Source organism: Streptomyces sp. RK9 (assembly GCF_045070545.1).
Classification (GTDB): Bacteria; Actinomycetota; Actinomycetes; order Streptomycetales; family Streptomycetaceae; genus Streptomyces; species Streptomyces alboflavus.
Genome location: NZ_CP173703.1, coordinates 1,158,899 through 1,185,580 on the forward strand (window position 1 = coordinate 1,158,899; position 26,682 = coordinate 1,185,580).

The 26,682-nt window shown below is 74.4% G+C and carries 2 protein-coding genes; both read right to left on the bottom strand.

Annotated features, from left to right (window positions below; genetic code table 11):
• Nucleotides 1-57 precede the first annotated feature (57 nt).
• Nucleotides 58-16,137: a type I polyketide synthase gene (locus AB6L24_RS04950; RefSeq protein WP_405652497.1), complete on the bottom strand. Its 16,080-nt coding sequence runs from the start codon at nucleotides 16,135-16,137 to the stop codon at nucleotides 58-60.
• Nucleotides 16,138-16,250: 113 nt separating this feature from the next.
• A complete protein-coding gene (locus AB6L24_RS04955) occupies nucleotides 16,251-26,663 on the bottom strand; it encodes a type I polyketide synthase (protein ID WP_405657040.1) in 10,413 nt (3,470 codons plus the stop codon).
• Between the last annotated feature and the right edge of the window lie 19 nt (nucleotides 26,664-26,682).

Sequence of the window (26,682 nt, forward strand, 5' to 3'; positions counted from 1 at the left end):
GGTCGGGCCGACCGGGCCGGTGACCGGCCCGGTCGGACTGATTCAGGCTGTGCTGATTCAAGAAATGCCGAGTTCTTTGTCGATGAAGTCGAAGACCTCGTCGGCGGACGCCGACTCGAGCCGCGAGGACACTTCCTCGCCGTCGGCCGGCGGCTCGGCGTCCGCGCCCTTCCACTTCGACATCAGTGCCTCCAGGCGCATCGTGATGCGCATGCGGGCGCTGTCGTCGGGCGCGATGGAGCTGAGGCCCGCCTCCAGGCGGTCCAGCTCCTGGAGGGTGGAGTCCACCCCGGCGGTGTCGTCCTGGAGCAGCTGCGTGCGCAGGTACTGGGCCAGGACGACGGACGTCGGGTAGTCGAACACGAGGGTGGCGGGCAGCCGGAGCCCCGTGGCCTTGTTGAGGCGGTTGCGGACCTCCACGGCCGTCAGGGAGTCGAAGCCGAGCTCCCTGAAGGCGCGGTGGGCGTCGACGGACTCCGCTCCGGTGTAGCCGAGCACGGCGGCCGCGTGGGTGCGCACGATGTCGAGCAGGATCACCTCGCGCTCCGGCTCGGTGAGCGGGGCGAGGCGGCGGCGCAGCCCGGCGGCCGCGTCGTCCCCGGTGCCCGTGTCGGCCTCCGGTGCGGCGGCCACGGACCGCGCGTACCTGCGCACCTCGGGCAGGTCCCCGATGAACGGGCTCGTGCGCGCCGAGGTGAAGGCGGGCGCGAACCGCTCCCAGTCGAGGTCGGCGACGGCGACGAAGGTCTCGTCGCGCGCCACGGCCTGGGCGAGCGAGGCGACCGCGAGGTCCGGTGCCATCGGCCTGAGGCCACGGCGGCGAAACTGCTCCTCGCCGTCGTCCCCGGCCATGCCGCCCCCGGCCCACAGGCCCCACGCCACGGAGGTGGCGGTCAGGCCGCGTGCCCGGCGCCGCTCGGCGAGCGCGTCGAGGTGGGCGTTGGCGGCGGCGTAGGCGCCCTGGCTGCCGCTGCCCCACACGCCCGCGTTGGACGAGAACAGCACGAACGCGTCCAGCGCGTCGGTGTCGAGGAGCGCGTCCAGGTGGGCGGCGCCCGCGACCTTGGCCTCCAGGACACCGGCGATGTCGGCGGCGGTGGTCTCCGCGAGGGGCTGGCCCTGGCCGACGCCCGCCGCGTGGAACACGGAGCGCAGCGTGTGCCCGTCCTCGGCGAGGCGGCCGAGCAGCGCGGCGACGGCGTCGCGGTCGGCCACGTCGCAGGCCGCGACGGTCACCTTGGCGCCCAACTCCTCCAGTTCCGCCTGGAGTTCGTCGGCGCCGGGGGCGTCCGGGCCGCGACGGCTGGTGAGCACCAGGTGCTCGACGCCTTCCCGGGCCAGCCAGCGCGCCACGTGGCCGCCGATCGCCCCCGTGCCGCCGGTGACCAGCGCCGTGCCGCGCGCCGTCCACTCCGGTGTCGCGCCCGCGCCGAGCGGCGCCCGCACGAACCGGCGCACGAGCACGCCCGCCTGCCGCACGGCGAGCTGGTCCTCGTCCCCGGCACCGGCGAGGATCCCGACGAGCTGGGACACGGCCCGCTGGTCGGGGTCCTGCGGCAGGTCGACGAGGCCGCCCCAGCGGTCGGGGCACTCCAGGGCCGCGACCCGGCCGAGGCCCCACACCTGCGCCTGCGGGGGCAGGGCGGCGTGGTCGGCGGGGCCGGTGGCGACGGCGCCGCTGGTGACGGCCCACATCCGCGCGCCGATCCCGGCGTCGCCGAGGGCCTGGACGAGGGCGACGGTGCCACCGAGGCCGACGGAGACGCCCGGCTGGTCGGCGAGGGCGGACCCGCCGAGGGCGAGGAGGCTGAGCACACCGGTCAGTTCCGTGTCCGGCCCCGCGGCGTGCTCCCGCAGCCGCTCGACCAGGGCCTCGCGCGTCATCTCGCCTGCGGCGACGCGGAGTTCGTGCGTCTGCGCACCGGACCGCGCCAGGGCCTCGGTGACGGCCGCGGCCCACGCGTCGCCCCCTTGCTCCGCCGAATCCTCCGGTACGACGACCAGCCAGCGGCCCGTCGGCCCTGCGGCCGGAAGTCCGCCCGCGAGGGGCTCCCAGGCGACCTGGTAGCGCCAGCTGTCGAGCGTGGACCGCTCGCGCCGCTGCCGCCGCCACGACGAGAGGGCGGGCAGGACCGCGCCCAGCTCGGCGGCGGGCCCGTCCGCCACGTCCAGCTCACTGGCCAACTGCTCCAGGTCCTCGCGCTCCACGGCGTCCCAGAACCGCGACTCGACCTCGTCCGTGGCCAGGGGCGCGCCTTCGGGCTCCTCCTCCGCCTCCGGGGCGAGCAGCCAGTAGTGCTCACGCTGGAAGGCGTACGTGGGGAGGTCGACGGTGGTGCGGGCGCCGGGGAAGAGGGCGTTCCAGTCCAGCTCCGCGCCGTGGGCGTGGGCCTCGGCGAGGGACGCGGCGAGACGGTCGGCGCCGCCTTCGTCACGGCGGAGGGAGCCCAGGGTTACGGCCTGGCTGTCGGTCGCGTCGATGGTCGCCTGGACCGGGACGGTCAGGACCGGGTGCGGGCTCATCTCCAGGAACAGGCCGTGGCCCTCGGCGAGGAGACCGCGCGTGGCGTGCTCGAACAGGACGGTCTGGCGCAGGTTGCGGTACCAATACCCGGCGTCCATCGGGGTGTTGGCGTCCAGCCACTCCCCCGTCAGCGTCGAGAACAGAGGAACCTCAGCCGCCTGCGGGTCCACCCCGGCCAGGGCCTCGGCTATCTGGGCTTCAATCTGCTCCACGTACGAGGAATGCGAAGCGTAGTCCACCGGGATCGTCCGCGCACGGATGTCCTGCGCGACGCACTGCGCGACCAGGGCCTCCAGAGCCTCCGGCTCACCGGAAACCACCACCTGAGCAGGGCCGTTTACAGCGGCAAGCTCGATCCGGCCATCCCAAGCCGAGATCAGTTCCCGCACTTCCTGCTCCGGCAGCGGTACGGACACCATCCCGCCCTTGCCCGACAGCTCACGAATGGCCAGGCTCCGCAGCGCCACCACACGAGCGGCGTCACGCAACGACAGCGCACCCGCCACACAGGCAGCCGCGATCTCACCCTGGCTGTGCCCGACGACAGCGTCAGGCTGCACACCGGCCGCCTGCCAAGTCGCGGCCAGCGACACCATCACGGCGAACAGGACCGGCTGAACCACGTCCACCTGATCGAAGTTGTCCCCGCTCAGCTCCTCGAAAAGCTCCCAGTCCACGAACTCGGCGAGCGCGTCCCCGCACTCCCGCATCCGCTCCGCGAACACCGGACTGGAGTCCAGCAGCTCACGAGCCATCCCGGCCCACTGCGACCCCTGCCCCGGGAACACGAACACCGGACGGACGATGCCTCCGAGCGCACGACCGGTCACCACCTGCGTGGCCGCCGCGTCGTCCTGAGTGAGCGCTTCGAGCCCGGCAAGGAGCTCGTCCCGGTCCCGGCCGAGGACGACGCCCCGGTGCTCGAACCGCGACCGCGCGACCGCCAACGACCAGGCCACATCGCCGAGTTCGAGGCCGTCCCGCGCGACCAGGTGTTCCCGGAGGCGCGCGGCCTGGTCCCGCAGGGCGCCCTCGGTCTTCGCCGAGAGGGCCAGCGGTACGACGCCCGCGAGCACCGGCGTCGGCGCGTCACCGGTGTCCCCGGTGTCGGCCCCGGCGGGCTGCGGCTGCTCGGCCGCGGGGAGCTGTTCCAGGATGACGTGGGCGTTCGTACCGCTCATGCCGAAGGAGGAGACGCCCGCGCGGCGGGGCGCGCCCTGGCGGGCGGGCCAGTCGCGGGCCTCGGTCAGGAGCTCGACGGCGCCTTCGGTCCAGTCGACCTCGGGGGTGGGCTCGTCGATGTGGAGGGTCTGGGGCAGTACGCCGTGGTGCATGGCGAGGACCATCTTCATGACGCCCGCGACGCCGGAAGCGGCCTGGCTGTGCCCGATGTTGGACTTGATGGAGCCGAGCCAGAGGGGTTCGCCGGTCTCCGGGCGCTCCTGGCCGTAGGTGGCGAGGAGTGCCTGGGCCTCGATGGGGTCGCCGAGGGTGGTGCCGGTGCCGTGGGCCTCCACGGCGTCGACGTCGGCGGGGGTGAGGCGGGCGTTGGCGAGGGCGGCGCGGATGACGCGCTGCTGGGACGGTCCGTTGGGGGCGGTCAGGCCGTTGGACGCGCCGTCCTGGTTGATGGCCGAGCCACGCACGACCGCCAGGACCTGGTGGCCGTTGCGGCGCGCGTCGGACAGGCGCTCCAGGAGCACCATGCCGACGCCCTCGGCCATGCCCATGCCGTCGGCGGAGGCGGCGAAGGCCTTGCAGCGACCGTCGTCGGCGAGGCCGCGCTGCTGGCTGAAGGCGATCAGCGCGCCCGGGGACGACATGACGGCGACGCCTCCGGCGAGCGCGAGGGAGCACTCGCCCTGGCGCAGCGCCTGGGCTGCCAGGTGCATGGCGACGAGCGACGACGAGCAGGCCGTGTCGACCGTCACCGCGGGGCCTTCGAGGCCGAAGGTGTAGGCGATGCGCCCGGAGATGACGCTGGGTGCGCTGCCGGTGAGGATGTGGCCCTCGGATCCGGCGGACACCTGGCCGGGGCCGGTGCCGTAGTCCTGGTAGTTGGTGCCGACGAACACTCCGGCGGCCTCGCCGCGCACTGCGCGCGGGTCGACACCGGCACGCTCGAAGGCCTCCCAGGACGTCTCCAGGAGGAGCCGCTGCTGCGGGTCCATGGCCAGGGCCTCGCGCGGCGAGATGCCGAAGAAGGCCGGGTCGAAGGCGCCCGCGTCGTGCAGGAAGCCGCCGCCCCTCGTCGTGGTGGTGCCGGGGGTCTCCGGGTCCGGGTCGTAGAGGTGGGCGATGTCCCAGCCCCGGTTGGCGGGGTAGCCGCCGACGACGTCGGCGCGGCCTTCCAGGACCTCCCACATGCGCTCGGGGCTGCTGATGCCGCCCGGGTAGCGGCAGCTCATCGCGACGATGGCGATGGGCTCGTCGGTGGCCGCGGCGACGGTGGCGACCGGCGCGGCGGGCGTGGCCTTGTCGGCGCCGAGGACCTGGGTGCGCAGGTAGGCGGCCAGGGCGGTGCCGTTGGGGTGGTCGAAGACGACCGTGGTGGGCAGCTTCAGACCGGTGCCGGCGCCGAGCCGGTTGCGCAGGTCGACGGCGGTCAGGGAGTCGAACCCGAACTCGCGGAAGGCCCGCTCGGGGTCGAGGGCCTGTGCGGACTCGTAGCCGAGCACCGCGGCGGCGTGGGTGAGGACGAGGTCGAGCAGGACGCGGTTCTGCTCGGGTGCGGCGAGGCCGGTCAGGCGCTCGCGCAGCGAGGCCGCCTTGGCCGACGTGTCGCCGCCGTCCGCCGCGTCCCCGTCACCGGCGGGTCCGTCCTGGGCGGCGAGGACGCGTCGGGCGTCGGGCAGGTCGGCGAGGAGCGGGCGGGCGCGCCGCGAGGTGAACACGGGCACGAACTGGTCCCAGTCCACATCGGCGAGGGCCAGGAACGTCTCGTCGTCGTCGAGGGTCTGCCGCATGCCCGCGAACGCGAGGTCGGGGTCGAGGAACGGCAGTCCCTGGCGGCGCAGTTGCTCCGGGTCGACGTCGATGGGCGCGCTGCCGCTCAGGTACGGGTTGACGACGTTCCACACGCCCCAGGCGATGGAGGTCGCGGTCAGGCCGCGTGCCCTGCGGTGCTCGGCGAGGGCGTCGAGGTGCGCGTTGGCGGCGGCGTACGCGGCGTGGTCGCCGCTGCCCCAGACGCCCGCGATGGACGAGAAGAGCACGAACGCGTCGAGCTCCGTGTCGTCCAGGAGCTCGTCGAGGACGACGGCGCCCGCGACCTTCGCGGCGACGATCTCGGCGAACTCGTCGAGCGTGGTGGTGGCGATCGGCGCCAGCTCGATGAGCGCGGCCGCGTGGACGACGGCGCGCAGCGTGTGCCCGTCGGCGGCGAGCCGGTCGAGCAGCGCGGCGACGGCGTCGCGGTCGGCGACGTCGCAGGCCGCGATGGTGACCTGGACGCCCAGCTCCTCCAGTTCGGCGCGGAGTTCGTCGGCGCCGGGCGCGGCCGGGCCGCGGCGGCTGGTCAGGACGAGGTGCTCGGCGCCCTCGCGGGCCAGCCAGCGCGCCATGTGGGGGCCGAGGGCGCCGGTGCCGCCGGTGATGAGGACGGTGCCGCGGGGGGTCCACGGGGAGGAACCGGTGCTGCCCTTCGCGGGGGCGCCGTCCTTCGCGGTGGTGTCGCCCTCGCCGGGTGCGGACTTCGTGGAGGCGGACGGTTCGGCGCGGACGAGGCGGCGTACGAAGACTCCGGAGCCGCGCACGGCGAGCTGGTCCTCGTCGCCGGCGCCCGCGAGGATCCCGGCGAGCCGGGCCGCGGTGCGCTTGTCGGGGGCGGCGGGAAGGTCGACGAGGCCGCCCCAGCGCTCGGGGTGCTCCAGGGCGACGACGCGGCCGAGGCCCCAGGTCTGCGCCTGGGCGGGGCTCTCCACCCGGTCGTTGCGTCCGGTGGAGACGGCTCCGCTGGAGATCACCCACAGCTTGGCGTCGGTCCCGGTGTCGCCCAGGGCCTGGACGAGCGCCACGGAGCCCGCGAGACCGGCGGGCAGCACGGGGTGCTCGGGGTGGGGCTCCTCGGCGAGGGCGAGCAGCGACACCACGCCGACGGGCTCGGACCCGGCCGGGGCGTCGGGCGCGCCGGTGATCTGCTCGCGCAGCCTTCCGGCCAGCGCCTCACGGTTCAACTCACCGGCTCCGACGCGGACTTCAGCGACCTCCGCACCGGCCTGCGCCAGCGCGTCGGTGACGCCCGCGGTCCACGGGTGCGCGGCGGCCTCCTCCGGTACGACGACGAGCCACCGGCCCGTCAGCACCGGCCCGGACAGCGCGCCGCTCGCGAGGGACTTCCAGGTGACGCGGTAGCGCCAGCTGTCCACGGTGGACCGCTCACGCTTCTGCCGCCGCCACGACGAAAGCACCGGAAGGACAGCGCCGAGCTCGGCGGCGGAACCCTCCGCCACCTCCAGCTCGGCCGCGAGACCCTCCAGGTCCTCCCGCTCCACGGCCTCCCAGAACCGCGCCTCCACCTCGTCCACGGCCGGGGCGGGCTCGGCGCCCGCCTCCTGCTCCGGCGAGAGGAGCCAGTAGTGCCGGCGCTGGAAGGCGTACGTGGGCAGGTCGACGGTGGCGCGTGCGCCCGGCAGGAGCGCCTTCCAGTCCAGCTCGGCGCCGTGCGCGTGGGCCTCGGCGAGGGAGGCCGCGAGGCGGTCGGCGCCGCCTTCGTCGCGGCGCAGGGAACCGAGGGCGACGGCCGCGCCCTCACGTCCGGCGGCCTCGATGGTGGCCTGGACGGGGACGGTGAGCACGGGGTGCGGGCTCATCTCCAGGAACAGGCCGTGTCCTTCGGCGAGGAGGCCGCGGGTGGCGTGCTCGAAGAGGACCGTCTGGCGGAGGTTCCGGTACCAATACCCGGCGTCCATCGGGGTGTTGGCGTCCAGCCATGCCCCAGTGAGCGTCGAGTACAGCGGGACCTCGGCGTCCTGCGGGGCGACCCCGGCCAGCGCCTCGGCGATCTGCGCCTCGATCTGCTCGACGTACGCGGAGTGCGAGGCGTAGTCGACGGGGATCGTCCGCGCCCGGACGTCCCGGGCCACGCACTGCGCGACCAGCTCCTCCAGCGCGTCGGGCTCACCGGAGACCACGACCTGAGCCGGGCCGTTGACAGCCGCGACCGAAATGCGGTCGCCCCAGGCGGTGATCAGCTCACGCACCTCCGCCTCGGGCAGCGGTACGGACACCATGCCGCCCTTGCCCGACAGCTCACGAATGGCCAGGCTCCGCAGCGCCACCACACGGGCGGCATCCCGCAGCGACAGCGCACCCGCGACACAGGCAGCCGCGATCTCGCCCTGACTGTGCCCGACCACGGCCGCAGGCTTCACGCCCGCCGCCTGCCAGGTCTCCGCCAGCGACACCATCACCGCGAACAGGACCGGCTGGACCACGTCCACCTGATCGAAGTGGTCCCCACTCAACTCGTCGAGCAGATCCCACTCGACGAACTCGGAGAGCGCGTCGCCGCACTCGCGCATCCGCTCCGCGAACACCGGGCTGGAGTCCAGCAGTTCGCGGGCCATCCCGGCCCACTGCGACCCCTGCCCCGGGAACACGAACACCGGACGGGCCGTGCCGCCCTGCGCGCGCCCTGTGACCACGTTCTGCGCGCTCGCGTCGTCCTGGGCCAGCCGGTCGAGCCCGGCGATCAGCTCGTCCCGGTCGCCGCCGAGGACGACGCCCCGGTGCTCGAACCGGGACCGCGACACGGCCAACGACCAGGCCACATCGCCCAGTTCAAGGGCGGTGTCGCCCAGGAGGCGTTCCCGGAGGCGCGCGGCCTGGTCCCGCAGCGCCCCCTCGGTCTTCGCCGAGAGCGCCAACGGTACGACGCCCGCGAGCACCGGCGACGGCACGTCACCGCTCTCGTCGGCCGCCGGCTCCTCGGCCGTCGGACCCTGCTCCAGGATCACGTGCGCGTTCGTGCCGCTGACACCGAACGACGACACGCCCGCGCGGCGCGGCGCGTCACCGTCCCGCTCGGGCCAGGCGCGGGACTCCGCGAGGAGTTCCACGGTGCCCGCCGACCAGTCGACCTCGGGGGTCGGCGCGTCCATGTTCAGCGTGCGCGGCAGGACGCCGTGGCGCATCGCCATGACCATCTTGATGACACCGGCGACACCGGCGGCGGCCTGCGTGTGCCCGATGTTGGACTTCACCGAGCCGAGGAGCAGGGGCCGGTCGGCGGGGCGCTCCTTGCCGTAGGTGGCGATGAGGGCCTGGGCCTCGATGGGGTCGCCGAGGGGCGTGCCGGTGCCGTGGGCCTCGACCGCGTCCACGTCCGTGGTCGTGAGGCGGGCGTTGGCGAGGGCCTGGGTGATGACGCGCTGCTGGGACGGGCCGTTGGGGGCGGTGAGGCCGTTGCTGGCGCCGTCCTGGTTGATGGCCGAACCGCGGACGACGGCGAGGACCTGGTGGCCGTTGCGGCGGGCGTCGGACAGGCGCTCCAGGACGAGCATGCCGACGCCCTCGCCCCAGCTGGTGCCGTCGGCGGCGGCCGCGAACGGCTTGCAGCGGCCGTCGGGGGCCAGGCCGCGCTGGCGGCTGAACTCCAGGAAGGTGCCCGCCGTGGGCATGACCGTCACACCGCCCGCGAGCGCGAGGGAGCACTCGCCCTGGCGCAGCGCCTGCGCGGCGAGGTGCAGGGCGACGAGGGAGGAGGAGCATGCGGTGTCGACGGTGACGGCGGGGCCTTCGAGGCCGAAGGAGTACGAGATGCGGCCCGAGGCGATGGCGCCGGAGCTGCCGGTGCCGAGGTAGCCGCCGAGGTCCTCGGGGACGCTCGCGAGCTGGGAGCCGTACTCGTGGTAGATGAGCCCGGCGAAGACGCCCGTGGGGCTGCCGTGCAGCGTGGCCGGGTCGATCCCGGCGCGCTCGATGGCCTCCCAGGACGTCTCCAGGAGGAGGCGCTGCTGGGGGTCCATGGCGAGGGCCTCGCGGGGCGAGATGCCGAAGAACGGGGCGTCGAACTCGCCCGCGTCGTGGAGGAAGCCGCCCTCGCGGGCGTAGCTGGTGCCGACGCGCTCGGGGTCGGGGTCGTAGAGGGACGCCGTGTCCCAGCCGCGGCCCTCCGGGAACTCGGTGATGGCTTCTTCGCCGTCGGTGAGCAGCCGCCACAGGTCTTCGGGGGTGTGGACGCCGCCGGGGAAGCGGCAGCTCATCGCGACGATGGCGATGGGCTCGTCCTGGGCCGCGACCGCCACCTGCGCGCTCCGGCCGCCGGCCGCGCCCGGGGCGTCCGCGAGGTCGCCGAGGATCTCGGTGCCGAGGTACTGGGCGAGGACCTTGGGCGTGGGGTAGTCGAAGACGAGGCTTGCGGGCAGCCGCAGTTCGGTGGCGGCGTTCAGGCGGTTGCGGAGTTCGACGGAGGTCAGCGAGTCGAAGCCCAGCTCCTTGAACGCCTTGGTGGGCGCCACGTCGTCGCCGGAGGCGTAGCCGAGGACGGCGGCCACCTGGGCGCGGACGAGGTCGAGGAGGGCGCGCTCGCGGTTCTCGGGGGCCAGCGCGGTCAGCTGGTCGGCGAGGGAGGTCCCGGCTGCCGCGGGTCCGGACTCGACGACGCGGCGGGTACGTCCGCCGCCGCGGATGAGGCTCCGGAACAGCGGGGGCACGTCCGCGCCGAACTGGCGGCGCAGCGTGTCGAGGTGCAGCTTCATGGGGACGAGGGCGCCGTCGGGCTGGGCGAGGGAGGCGTCGAGGAGGGCGAGGCCTTCCTCGGCCGAGAGGGCAGCGACTCCGGCCCGGTTCATGCGGTCGATGTCCTCGTCCGCCAGCGCACCGGCCATACCGCCCTGGTCGGCCCACAGGCCCCAGGCCAGGGACGTCGCCGGGAGACCCTGAGCACGTCGATGCTGAGCGAGAGCGTCCAAGAAAGCGTTCGCAGCGGCGTAGTTGGCCTGCCCCGCACTGCCCAGCACACCCGCAGCCGACGAGAACAGCACGAACGCCGACAGGTCCAGGCCCGCCGTCAGCTCATGCAGATTCACGGCCGCGTCCACCTTCGGACGCAGCACCGTGTCCAGCCGCTCCGGCGTCAATGACGTCAGCACACCGTCATCCACGACACCGGCCACATGCACGACCGCACTCAGGTCATCACGTACAGAACCAAGAAGCGACTCAAGGGCCCCACGGTCCGCGACATCGCACGCCGCGATGGTGACGGACGCACCCAACTCCTCCAGCTCGGCGCGCACTTCACCTGCTCCAGGAGTGTTCTCACCCCGACGCGACACCAGCAGCAGGTCCTTCACACCGTGCCGCTCAGCCAAGTGCCGGGCCACAACCCGACCCAGACCACCCAACGCACCCGTCACAAGCACCGTGCCCCGCGCCTCAAAGACAGGCGGCAACGTCAGCACGACCTTGCCCACATGCCGCGCCTGCGACAGATAACGGAACGCCTCCGGCGCCCGCCGCACATCCCACGCCTTCACCGGCAGCGGCGTCAGCACACCCTGCTCGAACAGCGACAGGACCTCCGCCAGCATCTCCCGAACCCGCTCGGGGGACAGTTCGGCGAGGTCGAAGTTCCGGTACTCCACGCCCGGGTGGGCGTCGGCGACGGCTTCGGGGTCACGGAGGTCGGTCTTGCCCATCTCCACGAAACGGCCGCCACGCGGCAGCAACCGCAGCGACGCGTCCACGAACTCCCGCGCCAGGGAGTTCAGGACCACATCCACGCCCTGACCGTCGCTGGCCGCGAGGACGGACGCCTCGAAGTCGAGGGTGCGGGAGGAGGCGATGCGGGCGTCCGCGATGCCGGACGCGCGGAGCACGTCCCACTTGCCGGTGCTCGCCGTGCCGTAGACCTCGGCGCCGAAGTGCCGGGCGAGCTGCGTGGCGGCCATGCCCACGCCACCGGCGGCGGCGTGCACGAGGATCGACTCGCCCGCTTCCAGGGCGGCGAGGTCCCGCAGGGCGTAGTAGGCCGTGAGGAACACGGTCGGTACGGCGGCGGCCTGGGCGAAGGACCAGCCCTCGGGCACGCGGGCCAGCATCCGCGCGTCGGCGACGGCCAGCGGGCCGAAGCCGCCGTCGATGAGGCCGAGCACGCGGTCACCGACGGCCAGGTCCGTGACGCCGGACCCGATCTCGACGACCACGCCCGCGCCCTCGGTGCCCATCTGGGCGGCGCCGGGGTAGATGCCGAGCGCGATGAGGGCGTCGCGGAAGTTGACTCCGGCGGCGCGCACGGAGATCCGCACCTCGCCCGCCGCGAGGGTCCTGCCGCCGAAGTCGTCGGCGTCGTCGGCCACGGGAAGGAGCGCCAGGTTCTCCAGCGTGCCCCGGCCCGTGACGCCCAACTGCCAGGACGTACCGGCGGGAACGTCGAGGTCGCCGCCGGCGGCCCGCGTCAGACGTGGCACCCACACGACGTCCCCGCGCACCGCCACCTGCGGCTCGTCCAGACCGAGCACCCCCGGGAGGAGCGCCGGCGCCTGCTCGGCACCGTCGACGTCCACCAGGACGAGGCGGCCCGGGTTCTCCGACTGCGCGGACCGCACCAGGCCCCACACGGGCGCGTCGGCCAGGCCCGCACCCGACACGACGTCGCCGGAGCCGACGCCCACGGCGCCGGAGGTCACCACGACGAGTCGCGCGTCGGCGCCGTCCTCGAACGCCAGCCACTCCCCCACGACGCCCAACGTGCCGTGGAGGGAGGCGCGCACGGATGCTGCGGTGTCGCCGACACGGGTCACGAACACGGACTCGGGCAGCGTGGCCCCGTCGCGCACGGCGGCGGCGAGGGCGGCCACGTCGGCGTACGCGGTGACGGTCGCGCCGGTGGCAGCGAGGGCGGCGCGCAGGCCGAGTTCGTCGGTGCCGAGGACGGCGTACGGGCCGCTCGTGGCGGGGGCGGGCGCGGACACCACGGTCCAGTCCACGCGGAACAGCGAGTCGTCGTCGCCGGTGCCGGACGCGGCGTCGAGATCCCCGGCCGCGAGGGCGCGCAGGACGAGGGATTCGACGGTGGCGACGGGTTCGCCGGAGGCGTCGGCGAGGGTGAGGGACACGGCGCCGGACGCGGCGGGCGTGAGGCGGACGCGCAGCGCCGACGCGCCGGTCGCGTACAGGGTCACGCCGGTCCAGGAGAACGGCAGCCGGGCGCCCGTCGTCCCGTCGTCGCCGACGGTGGTGAGGGCGAGCCCGTGCAGGCTCGCGTCGAGGAGCGCCGGGTGCAGGGCGTACGCGGTCGCGTCGTCGCGCTGTCCGTCGGCGAGGGCGACCTCGGCGAACACCTCGTCGCCGAGGCGCCAGGCGGCCTGTACGCCCTGGAAGGCCGGGCCGTAGCCGAGGCCCGCGGCGGCGAAGCCCGCGTACAGCTCGGTGGTCTCCACGGCGACGGCGCCGGCCGGCGGCCACTGGGCGAGGCCGGTGTCCGCGGACCGTGCGCCCGACGGGTCGGCGGCGGCGAGGACACCGGCCGCGTGCCGGGTCCACGGCTCGTCGGGGACGTCGTTCTGGCGCCGCGAGTGCAGGGTGAAGGGGCGGCGGCCGGTGTCGTCGGGCTCCTCGACCCACAGTTGGAGCTGGACGCCGGTGCCGTCGTCGGGCAGGACGAGCGGGGCTTCGAGGATCAGTTCTTCGAGCAGGTCGCAGCCGACCTCGTCACCGGCGCGCACGGCCAGTTCGACGAAGGCCGTGCCGGGCAGGAGCGTCCGGTCGGCGACGACATGGTCGGCGAGCCAGGGGTGCGCGTCGACCGAGAGCAGGCTCGTGAAGAGCCGGGCGTCGCTCCCGGCGACCTGGACGGCCGCGCCGAGCAGCGGGTGGTCGGCGTCGGTGAGTCCGGCCGACGTGACGTCGCCGGTGAGGGCCGGGGCGTGCAGCCAGTAGCTCTGGTGCTGGAAGGCGTACGTGGGCAGGTCGACGCGGGCACGGGAGGCGACGGGAGCGTACAGCGGCGTCCAGTCGACGTCGACGCCGCGCACGTGCAGGTGCGCGAGGGCGGTGAGGAAGGTGTCGGGCTCGGGGCGGTCCTTGCGGACGGCGGCGACGAGGCCCGCCTGGTCGGCCGGGTCGGTGAGGGTGTCGTGCGCCATCGCCGTCAGGACGGCGTCGGGGCCGAGTTCGAGGAGCGTGGACGCCTCGAAGCGGGTGAGGGTGGCGAGTCCGTCGTGGAAGCGGACGGCCTCGCGGATGTGCCGGACCCAGTAGTCGGGGTCCTTGAGCTGGGCGGACTCCGCGAGTTCACCGGTGACGTTGGAGACGACGGGCAGCTTCGGGTCCTGGTACGCGAGGCCCTGCGCGACGGCTCGGAACTCGTCCAGGATCGGGTCCATGAGGGGCGAGTGGAAGGCGTGCGACACCTTCAGCCACCGCACCTTGCGGCCCTCGCCGCGCAGGGTCTCCTCCAGGCCCTCCAGCGCGGCCCGCTCACCGGAGAGCACGACCTGCGAAGGACCGTTGACGGCGGCAAGTCCGGCGCGGCCCGCAAGGCCGTCGAGCAGCGGCAGCACGTCGGCCTCGGCGGCCTGCACCGCCAGCATGGCCCCGCCCTCAGGGAGCGCCTGCATCAACCGGCCGCGCGCGGCGACCAGTCGGGCGGCGTCCTCCAGGGACCACAGTCCGGCGACGTACGCGGCCGTCAGCTCGCCGATGGAGTGCCCGCCGACGATCTCGGGGCGCACCCCGAAGGACTCGGCCAGACGGAACAGCGCGACCTCGACGGCGAACAGCGCGGGCTGCGTGTACCCCGTCTGCTCCAACAGCTCGGCGTCGGTGCCGAACATGACGTCCTTCAGGGGCCGGTCGAGCAGCGGGTCGAGCTGCGCGCACACCTCGTCCAGGGCCGTGGCGAAGGCGGGGAACGTCTCGTACAGCTCACGCCCCATACCGACCCGCTGACTGCCCTGGCCGGTGAAGACGATGCCGAGGCGGCCCTCGGCGACCGCGCCCGAGACGACCGCGGGGCCGTCGGACGCCAGTGCCTCGAGGCCGGTGAGGAACTGCTCCCGGTCCCGGCCGAACACGACCGCGCGGTGCTCGTGCAGGGCGCGGGCCGACAGGAGGGTCCAGCCGACGTCGGTGGGGTCGATGTCGGTGCGGGCGGCCACGTGCTCGCGGAGCTTGGCGGCCTGCGCGCCGAGGGCGTCGGCGGTGCGGGCCGACACCAGCCACGGCAGGGCGGTCGCCGGGGTGGCCGACACGGAGACCTCGGGGGCCTCCGCGGGCTCCTCCACCGGGGCCTGTTCCACGATGACGTGGGCGTTCGTGCCGCTCACGCCGAAGGACGAGACGCCGGCGCGGCGCGGCACGCCGTCCTCGCGCTCCGCCCAGGCGCGGGCCTCGGTCAGGAGTTCCACGGCGCCGACGGACCAGTCGACGTGCGTGCTCGGCTCGTCGACGTGCAGGGTCTGGGGCAGGACGCCCGCCCGCATCGCCATGACCATCTTCATGATGCCCGCGACACCGGCGGCGGCCTGCGTGTGGCCGAGGTTGGACTTCACGGAGCCGAGCCACAGCGGCCGGTCGGCGGGCCGGTCCTGGCCGTACGTGGCGATCAGGGCCTGCGCCTCGATCGGGTCGCCGAGCGTGGTGCCGGTGCCGTGGCCCTCGACGGCGTCGATCTGCTCGGGGGCCAGGTGGGCGTTGGCGAGGGCCTGGAGGATGACGCGCTGCTGCGACGGGCCGTTGGGCGCGGTCAGGCCGTTGGACGCGCCGTCCTGGTTCACGGCGGAGCCACGGACGACGGCGAGGACCTGGTGCCCGTTGCGGCGCGCGTCGGACAGGCGCTCCAGGAGGAGCAGGCCCGCGCCCTCGCCCCAGCCGGTGCCGTCCGCCGCGTCGGCGTACGGCTTGCAGCGGCCGTCGGAGGCGAGGCCGCGCTGCTTGCTGAAGTCGACGAACGTGCCGGGCGTGAACATCACGGTGACGCCGCCCGCGAGGGCGAGGGAGCACTCGCCCTGGCGCAGCGCCTGGATGGCCAGGTGCAGGGCGACCAGGGACGACGAGCAGGCCGTGTCGACGGTGACGGCCGGGCCCTCGAGGCCGAAGGTGTAGGCGACGCGGCCGGACACGATGCTGCTGGACGCGCCGGTGCCGAGGTAGCCCTCGACGTCCTCCGGCACGGAGTGCAGCCGCGACGCGTAGTCGTGGTACATGACGCCGGCGAAGACACCGGTGTGGCTGCCGCGCAGCGAGGCCGGGTCGATGCCCGCGCGCTCGAACAGCTCCCAGGAGGTCTCCAGGAGCAGGCGCTGCTGCGGGTCGGTGGCCAGCGCCTCGCGGGGCGAGATGCCGAAGAACGGGGCGTCGAACCGGTCGGCGTCGTGCAGGAATCCGCCCACGCGGGCGTAGGGGCTGTCGTCGCCGTCCGGGTCGTGCAGCGCGTCCGCGTCCCAGCCGCGGTCCGTGGGGAACGGGGTCAGGGCGTCGGTGCCCTCGGAGACGAGCTGCCACAGCTCTTCCGGGGTGCGGACTCCGCCGGGGTAGCGGCAGCTCATCGACACGATGGCGATGGGCTCCTGGTCCCGCTCCTCCACCTCGCGCAGACGGCGACGAGCTTGACGCAAGTCGGATGTCGTCCGCTTGAGGTAATCCCGAAGCTTCTCCTCGTTCGACATCTGGTCGTCAGCTCCTCGTGGTGTTGATGAAGGCCGCGCTGGTGGCGCTGGTCGTGCGGTCGATTGCTTCAGGTGCTTCGGGGACTACGGGTGCTTCGTGGGCTTTCGGCACGTCAGTCGAGTCCGAGTTCGTCGTCGAGCGCGTCGAAGAGTTCCTCGTCCGACACGGCGTCCAGGTCCAGGTCGTCGTCCTGCGACCCCGCGCCCGCGGGGCCCTGGCCCTGGGGTGCGCTCCACCGCGAGAGGAGGGTCTGGAGCCGGATGGTGATCTTCGAGTGGAGGATGCCGCCGTCCGCCTCCATCGCGAGGAGCGACGACTCCAGGCGGTCCAGTTCGTCGAGCACCGAGGACCCGCCGCCGCCCGGTCCCTCGCCGAGGGGGAGGGCGGTGGCCAGGTGGGCCGCGAGGGCGGCCGGGTTCGGGTAGTCGAAGATCAGGGTGGCGGGCAGGCGCAGTCCGGTGGCCCCGTTCACGGCGTTGCGGAGTTCGACGGCGGTGAGGGAGTCGAAGCCGAGCTCGCGGAAGGCGCGGTGGGCCTCCACGGCGGCCGCGGACTCGTAGCCGAGGACCGCGGCGACGTGGGTGCAGACCAGTTCGGTCAGCACCTTGTCGCGCTCCGCCGCGTCGAGGCCGGTGAGCTTGGCGAGCAGCGTGGCCTGGCCGGTGGGCGCGCTCGTGGCGGCACCGGCGGCGGTCCGCCGCAGCGGGGCGCGGACCAGGCCGCGCAGCAGCGCCGGGACGGCGTCGGCGTCCGTGCCCGCGGTGGCGCGCAGGGACGCGGTGTCCAGGCGCAGCGGTACGAGGGCGGCGGGGGCCGACGGGTGCGGCGGTGCGGTGAGGGTCACTGCGGTGTCGAGCAGGGCGAGGCCCTCCTGCGTGGAGAGTGCGGCGACGCCGCCGCGCGCCATGCGCTCCAGGTCCGCGCCGGCCAGGCCGTCGGTCATGTCGCTGCCCTGCGCCCACAGGCCCCAGGCGAGGGAGGTCGCGGGCAGGTCCTCGGCGCGGCGGGCGGCGGCGAGGGCGTCCAGGAAGGCGTTCGCCGCCGCGTAGTTGGCCTGCCCGGCGCCGCCGAGGACTCCGGCGGCGGAGGAGAACAGGACGAACGCGGACAGGTCCAGGTCGGCCGTCAGCTCGTGCAGGTTCAGGGCCGCGTCCACCTTCGGGCGGAGCACCGTGTCCAGGCGCTCCGGCGTCAGGGACGTGATCACTCCGTCGTCGAGTACGCCCGCCACGTGGACGACCGCCGACAGTGCGCCGCCGGTCCGCTCGATGAGGGCGCGCAGCGCGTCGCGGTCGGCGATGTCGCACGCGGCCACGGTGACGTCGACGCCCGACTCGGCGAGTTCGGCGGTGAGTTCCGCCGCGCCGGTCGCGTCGTTGCCGCGACGGGAGACGAGGAGGAGGTCGCGTACGCCGTGCCGCTCGGCGAGGTGCCGCGTCACGACGCGCCCCAGGCCGCCGAAGGCGCCGGTGACGAGGACGGTGCCCGTGCCGAACGGAGCGGCCACCTCTCCCGCCGCAGCGGCGACGGCGACGCGGGCCAGCCTCGGCACCCACACCTCGCCGTCCCGCAGCGCCACCTCGGGCTCGCCCGAAGCGAGGGCGGCGGCCAGCGCCGACTCGGCGACGACGCCCCCGTCCGGGCCCGCTTCGGCGTCCCCGTCGGTGTCCACGAGCACGAACCGTCCCGGGTGCTCGGACTGCGCCGATCGCACAAGTCCCCACACCGCGGCACCCAACGGGTCGGCCACCGTGTCCCCGGCCGCCACCGCGCCCCGCGTCGCCACGGCGAGCCGCGCGTCGGCGAACCGCTCGTCGGCGAGCCAGCCCTGCACGACGGCGAGGGCTTCGGCGAGCGCGGCGGAGACGGACTCGGGTCGTACGAAGCCGTCGCGGGCGTCGATGCCGTCGCGGGCATCCGCGCCGTGGGAGCCGTCGCGACCGTCGGCGGCGGAGACCGGCCCGGCCCCGGCCGACCACACCACCGCCGCCGGAACCTCCTCCCCCGCGTCCACCGCGGCGGCCAGCGCCGCGAGGTCCGCGAAGACCGGCGCACCGGGCACCGTGGCGCCCGTCCCGAGCTGCGCCGACGGCACCCGCTCGGCGGGCGCGGTCTCGGCCTGCCGCTGCCAGACGACGTGGAACATCGAGTCGTCGGCGGTCCCGCCGTCGAGCCGGTCCACCTCGACCGGCCGGAACACCAGGGAGTCCACGGTGGCGACCGGGTCGCCGAGCCCGTCGGCGACGGCGAGCGCCACGCCGCCGTTGCCCGCCGGGGTCAGCCGGACGCGCAGCGCGGAGGCGCCGGTCGCGTGCAGCGAGACGCCGGTCCAGGCGAACGGGAGCCGTGCGCCGCCGCTGTCGCCGTCGGTCTGCGTGTCGTCGCGGAGCACGCCGAGGCCGAGCACGTGCAGGGACGCGTCGAGGAGGGCGGGGTGCAGCCGGAAGGAGTCCGCGTTCTGATGCTGCTCCTCCGGCAGGGCGACCTCGGCGAAGACCTCGTCGCCGCGCCGCCAGGCCGCGCGCAGTCCCTGGAAGGCGTCTCCGTAGGCGAAGCCCAGCTCCGTCAAGTGCCGGTACAGGTCCTCGACATCGACTTCGGCGGCGTCGCGGGGCGGCCATTCGGCGAGCCGGAACGCGGCCTGCGGCCGGCCGCCGCCGGAGAGGACACCGCTCGCGTGGGCGGTCCACCCGCCGTCGTCGGCGTGGTCGTCGCGCTCCTCGCGGGAGTGCAGGGCGACGCTCCGCCGCCCGTCGTCGTCCGCGGCACCGACACTGACCTGCACCTGCACGGCACCGCGCTCGGGCAGCACCAGCGGAGCCGCAAGGGTCAGGTCCTCCAGCGTCCCGCAGCCCACCTCGTCACCGGCTCGCACGGCCAGCTCCACGAAGGCGGTCCCGGGCAGCAGCACCCGTCCGGCGACGGCGTGGTCGGCGAGCCACGGGTGCGTGGCCACCGAGAGGCGTCCGGTGAACAGGAGTCCGTCCGTGCCCGCCAGCGGCACGGCCGCCCCGAGCAGCGGGTGCCCGGCCGGGGCGAGGCCCGTGCCCGACACGTCGCCGACCGCGCCGACGGCCGCGCTCGGCCAGTAGCGGCGCCGCTGGAACGCGTACGTGGGCAGGTCCACGCGGCGCCTCGGCGTCGAGACGTACAGCGGCGTCCAGTCGACCTCGACTCCGCGTACGTGCAGGTGGGCCAGCGCCGCCAGGAACGTGTCCGGCTCCGGGCGGTCCTTGCGGGCGGCCGCGACGAGACCGGCCTGCGCCTCCGGGTCGGTGATCGTGTCGTGCGCCATCGCCGTGAGCACCGAGTCCGGGCCCAGCTCGAAGAGGCTGGTCACACCCTGCGCGGCGAAGGTGCCGAGCCCGTCGTGGAAGCGGACGGCCTCGCGGATGTGGCGGACCCAGTAGCCGGGGTCCTTCAACTCGTCCGTGGTGGCGAGCTGTCCGGTCAGGTTCGAGACGACGGGAAGGGTGGTGTCCTGGTACGTCAGGCCCTCGGCAACCTTGCGGAAGTCCTCCAGGACGGGGTCCATGAGGGGTGAGTGGAAGGCGTGGGAGACCTTCAGCCAGCGGACCTTGCGGCCCTCTCCGCGCAGCGTGCCCTCAAGACCTTCCAGCGCGGCCCGCTCACCGGAGAGCACGACCTGCGAAGGACCGTTGACCGCGGCAATGCCCGCGTTCTCCGAGAGTCCTTCAAGGAGCGGCCGTACGTCGGCTTCGGCGGCCTGCACCGCGAGCATGGCCCCGCCCTCAGGGAGGGACTGCATCAACCGGCCGCGCGCGGCGACCAGTTGAGCCGCGTCTTCGAGGGACCAGAGTCCGGCGACATACGCGGCGGCCAGCTCACCGATGGAGTGACCACCGACCACCTCCGGCCGCACCTCGAACGACTCCGCCAGACGGAACAGCGCCACCTCGACGGCGAACAGCGCGGGCTGCGCGTACTCGGTCCGCTCCAGCAATTCGGCGTCCGTGCCGAACATGACGTCCTTGAGCGGGCGTTCCAGCAGCCCGTCCAGGTGCGCGCACACCTCGTCAAGCGCATCCGCGAACACGGGGAACGTCTCGTACAGCTCACGCCCCATCCCGACCCGCTGACTGCCCTGACCCGTGAACACAACCCCGAGACGACCCTCGACCACCGAACCGGACACAACACCCGGACCACCGGAGGCCAGTGCCTCCAGGCCGGTCAGGTACTGCTCGCGGGCCCGGCCGAGGACGACGGCGCGGTGTTCCAGGGCGGAGCGGCCCGAGAGGAGGGACCAGCCGACGGCGACCGGGTCGGCGTCGGCGTGCGTCACCGCGTGCTCGCGGAGGCGGTCGGCCTGGGCGCGCAGCCCGTCGGCGGTACGTGCCGACACCAGCCAGGGCAGGGCGGTCGCGGGCGTGCCGGTGACCGGCTCGGCGACGGCCGTGGGCTCGGCCGCGGGTGCCTGCTCGACGATCACGTGGGCGTTGGTGCCGCTGACGCCGAACGAGGACACGCCCGCGCGGCGGGGGCGCCCGGCCTCCGGCCAGGAACGCGCCTCGGCGAGCAGCGCCACGGCACCGGTCGACCAGTCGACGTGTGTGCTCGGCTCGTCCACGTGCAGGGACTGCGGCAGTACGCCTTCCTGCATCGCCATGACCATCTTGATGACTCCGGCGACGCCCGCGGCGGACTGGGTGTGGCCGATGTTGGACTTGATGGAGCCGAGCCACAGGGGCTGCTCGGCGGGACGGTCCTGGCCGTAGGTGGCGAGGAGCGCCTGGGCTTCGATCGGGTCGCCCAGCGTCGTGCCCGTGCCGTGGGCCTCGACGGCGTCGACGTCGGCGCCGGTGAGTCCGGCGCCGGTGAGGGCGGCACGGATCACGCGCTGCTGGGACGGGCCGTTGGGGGCGGTCAGGCCGTTGCTGGCGCCGTCCTGGTTGACGGCGGAGCCCCGCATGACGGCGAGGACTTCGTGGCCGTTGCGGCGGGCGTCGGACAGGCGCTCCAGGAGCAGCAGGCCCACGCCCTCGCCCCAGCCGGTGCCGTCCGCCGCCTCGGCGAACGGCTTGCAGCGGCCGTCGGCGGCGAGGCCGCGCTGACGGCTGAACTCGTGGAAGGCCGCCGGGCTGACCATGACGGTCACGCCGCCCGCGAGCGCCATGTCGCACTCGCCCTGGCGCAGGGCCTGGGCGGCGAGGTGCAGGGCGACCAGGGAGGAGGAGCAGGCGGTGTCGACGGTGACGGCGGGGCCTTCGAGGCCGAAGGAGTACGAGAGGCGGCCGGAGATGACGCTGGTGGCGTCGCCCGTCATGAGGTAGCCCTCGACGCCTTCCGGCGCGTTGGCGAGGCCCGCGGACCAGCCCTGGGCGCAGGCACCGACGAAGACGCCGGTGCTGCTGCCGTGCAGGGCCGACGGGGCGATGCCCGCGCGCTCGAAGAGTTCCCAGGAGGTCTCCAGGAGGAGCCGCTGTTGCGGGTCCATGGCGAGGGCCTCGCGGGGCGAGATGCCGAAGAGTCCGGCGTCGAACTCCGAGACGTCGTAGAGGAATCCGCCCTGCGCGGCGAAGCCGGCGTCGGCGGTGCGGCCCTCCTCGGGCTGGAAGAGCCCGTCGGGGCCCCAGCCGCGGTCGGCGGGGAAGACGGAGATGGCGTCGGTGCCGTCGGAGACCAGGCGCCACAGGGCGTCCGGGCTGGTGGCGCCGCCGGGGTAGCGGCAGCTCATCGACACGATGACGATCGGGTCGTCCTCAGCTGCGGCACCCGGTCCGGCCGGGACGACCGCTCCGGCCGGAGCCGCGCCCGCCTTGTCGTCGCCGACCAGCTGGGCCCGCAGGTGGGCCGCGAGGACGGCGGACGTCGGATAGTCGAAGACGAGGGTGGTGGGGAGCTTCAGGCCGGTCGCGGACGCGAGGCGGTTGCGCACCTCGACAGCCGTCAGCGAGTCGAAGCCCAACTCACGGAACGCACGCCCCGGTTCGACGGCCTCCGCACCCGCGTAGCCGAGCACCGAGGCCGCCTGCCCGCGCACCAGGTCGAGCAGCAGCCGCTCCTGCTCGCGCTCCGCGAGGCCCGTGAGCCGGTCGGCCCACTCCGAGCCCGTGCCCGAGCCCCGCGTCCCCGAGGCGACAGCCGTCTCGGGCCCGGCGAGCGCCCGCCGCACCTCCGGCAGGTCCCCGAGGAACGGGCTCGGCCGCACGGACGTGAACGACGGCACGAACCGCTCCCAGTCCACGTCCGCCACGGCCAGGAACGTCTCGTCGTACGCGAGCGCCTGCGCGAGCGCCGCGACCGCGCGCTCCGGCGCCATCGCCGTCACGCCCCGGCGCCGCAGGTGCTCCTCCGCCTCCTCGGCGGCCGCCATGCCGCTGCCGCCCCAGGCGCCCCAGGCGACGGAGGTGGCGCTCAGGCCGCGGGCGCGGCGGGCCTCGGCGAGGGCGTCGAGGTAGGCGTTGGCCGCCGCGTACGCGCCCTGCCCACCACCGCCCCACACACCCGAGTTGGACGAGAACAGCACGAACGCGTCCAGTTCGGCGCTGTCGAGCAGTGCGTCCAGGTGCGTGGCACCGGCCGTCTTCGCGCCGAACACCTCCGCGATGTCGGCGGGAGTCATGTCCGCGACGGTGTGCGCCGGGCTGACGCCCGCCGCGTGGAAGACGGAGCGCAGGGTGCGGCCGTCGGCGGCCAGGCCGTCCAGGAGCCCGGTGACCGCGTCGCGGTCGGCGATGTCGCAGGCGGCGACGGTGACGTCGGCGCCCAGCTCCTCCAGCTCCGCCTTCAGCTCGGCGGCACCCGGCGCGTCCGGGCCGCGGCGGCTGGTGAGGACCAGGTGCTCGACGCCCTCGCGGGCCAGCCAGCGCGCGACATGCCCGCCGATCGCACCCGTACCACCGGTGACCAGCGCCGTGCCGCGCGGCGACCACTCCGGCTCCGTACCCGTGCCGTTGTCCAGGGGAGCGCGCACGAAGCGGCGTACGAAGACGCCCGTGTCCCGCACGGCGACCTGGTCCTCGTCGCCCGCGCCGGAAGCCGCGTCCGAGCCGGATTCCGAGCCCACGCTCGCAGCCGCCAGGGCCGCCGCGAACCGCGTGGCGGCACGCTCGCCGTACGCCTGCGGCAGGTCGATGAGACCGCCCCAGCGGTCCGGGTGCTCCAGGGCCACGACCCGGCCCAGACCCCACAACTGCGCCTGTGCGGGGCTCTCCAGACGGTCGCTGCGCCCGGTGGACACCGCGCCGGAGGTCACCGCCCACACGCGCGCCGCGATCCCGGCGTCGCCGAGTGCCTGCACCAGGGCGACGGTGCCGGCGAGGCCGACGGGCACGCCCGAGTGCTCCGCGTGCGCGGACGTGTCGAGCCCCAGGAGGGACACGACGCCGGCGGGCGCCGTAGCGTTCGCCGCGACCGCCTGCCGCAGCCGCTCGGCCACCGCGTCGCGCGTCAACTCCTGCGCGGAGACGGACAGTTCCGTGACCTCCGCACCGACGCGCGTCAGCGCGTCGACGACACCGGTCGCCCAGTCCCGCTCCGTCGCGTCCTCCGGTACGACGACGAGCCAGCGACCCGAGAGCCCGGCGGCCGGCAGTCCGCCCGGCAGCGGCTTCCAGGCGACCCGGTAGCGCCAGCCGTCGAGCGTGGACCGCTCGCGCCGCTGCCGCCGCCAGGACGCGAGCCCCGGCAGGACCGCGCTCAGCGAACTCTCGTCCACATCGACGAGCGTCGACGTCAAGTGCTCCAGGTCCTCGCGCTCCACGGCCTCCCAGAACCGCGACTCGACCTCGTCGACGCTCAGCGCGGCGACCTCGTCGTCCGCGTCGTCGTCCGGGGCCACCATCCAGTAGTGGTCGCGCTGGAAGGGGTACGTGGGGAGGTCGACGGTGGTGCGGGCGCCGGGGAAGAGGGCGTTCCAGTCCAACTCCGCGCCGTACGCGTGCGCTTCGGCGAGCGAAGCAGCCAGGCGGTCGGCGCCGCCTTCGTCACGGCGGAGCGAGCCGAGGGTGGCCGCGGGGCTTTCGGTGGCGTCGATGGTGGCCTGGACCGGGACGGTGAGGACCGGGTGGGGGCTCATCTCCAGGAACAGGCTGTGGCCCTCGGCGAGGAGGCCGCGGGTGGCGTGCTCGAACAGGACCGTCTGGCGCAGGTTGCGGTACCAATACCCGGCATCCATCGGGGTGTTGGCGTCCAGCCACTCCCCCGTCAGGGTGGAGTACAGGGGGATCCGCGCCGCCTGCGGGGTCACCGAGGTCAGCGCCTGGGCTGTCTGGGCCTCGATCTGCTCGACGTAGGAGGAGTGCGAGGCGTAGTCGACGGGGATCGTGCGGGCGCGGATGTCCTGGGCCACGCACTGCGCGACCAGCTCTTCCAGGGCCTCCGGCTCGCCGGAGACGACCACCTGGGCGGGGCCGTTGACGGCGGCAAGCTCGATCCGGCCGTCCCACGCGGCAATCAGCTCACGCACCTCCGCCTCGGGCAGCGGCACGGAGACCATGCCGCCCTTGCCCGACAGCTCACGGATGGCGAGGCTGCGCAGGGCGACGACACGGGCGGCGTCCCGCAGGGACAGCGCACCCGCGACGCACGCGGCGGCGATCTCGCCCTGGCTGTGCCCGACCACGGCCGCAGGCTCGACGCCCGCCGCCTGCCAGGTCGCGGCGAGGGACACCATCACGGCGAACAGGACCGGCTGGACCACGTCCACCTGGTCGAAGTGGTCCCCGCTCAGCTCGTCGAAGAGGTTCCAGTCCACGAACTCGGAGAGCGCGTCACCGCACTCCCGCATCCGCTCCGCGAACACCGGCGACTCGTCCAGGAGTTGGCGCGCCATACCGGCCCACTGCGACCCCTGCCCCGGGAACACGAACACCGGCCGGGCCGACCCGCCCGGCGCCCGCCCCGTGACAACGCCCTGGGCAGTCGCGTCACCGTCGGCCAACTCGGCCAGCCCCGCGAGGACCTGCTCCCGGTCCTGCCCGAGGACGACGCCCCGGTGCTCGAACCGTGACCGCGCCACCGCCAACGACCAGGCCACATCGCCCAGTTCAAGACCGTCGGACGCGAGCAGAAGGTCCCGCACCTGCCCGGCCCGCGCCCGCAGCGCCTCCGGCGACTTCGCCGACAGCGCCACCGGCACCACACCCGACACCACCGACGGTCCGGCAGCCGTCCCGGATCCCTCCGGCTCCGCCTCGTCACGCGGCGCCTGTTCCACGATCACGTGCGCGTTCGTACCGCTGACGCCGAAGGACGAGACGCCCGCGCGGCGCGGACCGGTGTCCTCGCGGCCCGGCCACGCGCGGGACTCGGTGAGCAGTTCGACGGCCCCGGCCTCCCAGTCGACCTGGGGTGTGGGCTCGTCGACGTGGAGGGTCTTCGGCAGGACGCCCTGCCGCATCGCCATCACCATCTTGATGACGCCGCCGACTCCGGCGGCGGCCTGGGTGTGGCCGATGTTCGACTTCAACGAGCCGAGCCACAGGGGCTGTTCCTCGGAGCGGTCCTTGCCGTACGTGGCGAGGAGCGCCTGGGCCTCGATGGGGTCGCCGAGGGTGGTGCCCGTGCCGTGGGCCTCCACGGCGTCGATGTCGCCCGGCTTCAGGCCTGCGCTGGTGAGGGCGTCGCGGATGACGCGCTGCTGGGACGGGCCGTTGGGGGCGGTCAGGCCGCTGCTCGCGCCGTCCTGGTTGACGGCGGAGCCACGGACGACGGCGAGGACCTTGTGGCCGTTGCGGCGGGCGTCGGAGAGGCGTTCGAGGAGCAGGAGGCCCGCGCCCTCGCCCCAGCCGGTGCCGTCGGCGGAGGCGGCGAAGGACTTGCAGCGGCCGTCCGTGGACAGGCCGCGCTGGCGGCTGAAGTCGACGAAGGTGCCCGCCGTGGGCATGACGGTGACGCCGCCCGCGAGGGCGAGGGTGCACTCGCCCTGACGCAGCGCCTGCGCCGCGAGGTGCAGGGCGACGAGGGAGGACGAGCAGGCCGTGTCGACGGTCACCGCGGGGCCTTCGAGGCCGAGGGTGTAGGCGACGCGGCCGGAGACGACGGAGCCCGCGTTGCCGGTGCCGATGTAGCCCTCGACGCCTTCCGGCAGGGCGTGCAGGCGCGTCGCGTAGTCGTAGTACATGACTCCGGCGAAGACACCGGTGCGGCTGCGGCGCAGCGCGACCGGGTCGATGCCCGCGCGCTCGATGGCCTCCCAGGCGGTCTCCAGGAGGAGCCGCTGCTGGGGGTCCATGGCGAGGGCCTCGCGGGGCGAGACGCCGAAGAAGGAGGCGTCGAACTTGGGGGCGTCGTAGAGGAAGCCGCCCTCGGCGGTGGTGCTGGTGCCCTGGTTGTCGGGGTCCGGGTCGAACAGCTCGTCCGTGTCCCAGCCGCGGTCGGTGGGGAACGGGGAGATGGCGTCGGTGCCGTCGGCGACGAGCCGCCACAGGTCTTCCGGCGTGGTGACGCCGCCCGGGTAGCGGCAGCTCATGCCGACGATGGCCACGGGCTCCTGGCGGTTGTCCTCCAGTTCCCGCACCCGGCGGCGGGCGTCGCGCAGATCAGCCGTCGCCCGCTTCAGGTAATCGAGGTACTTCTCC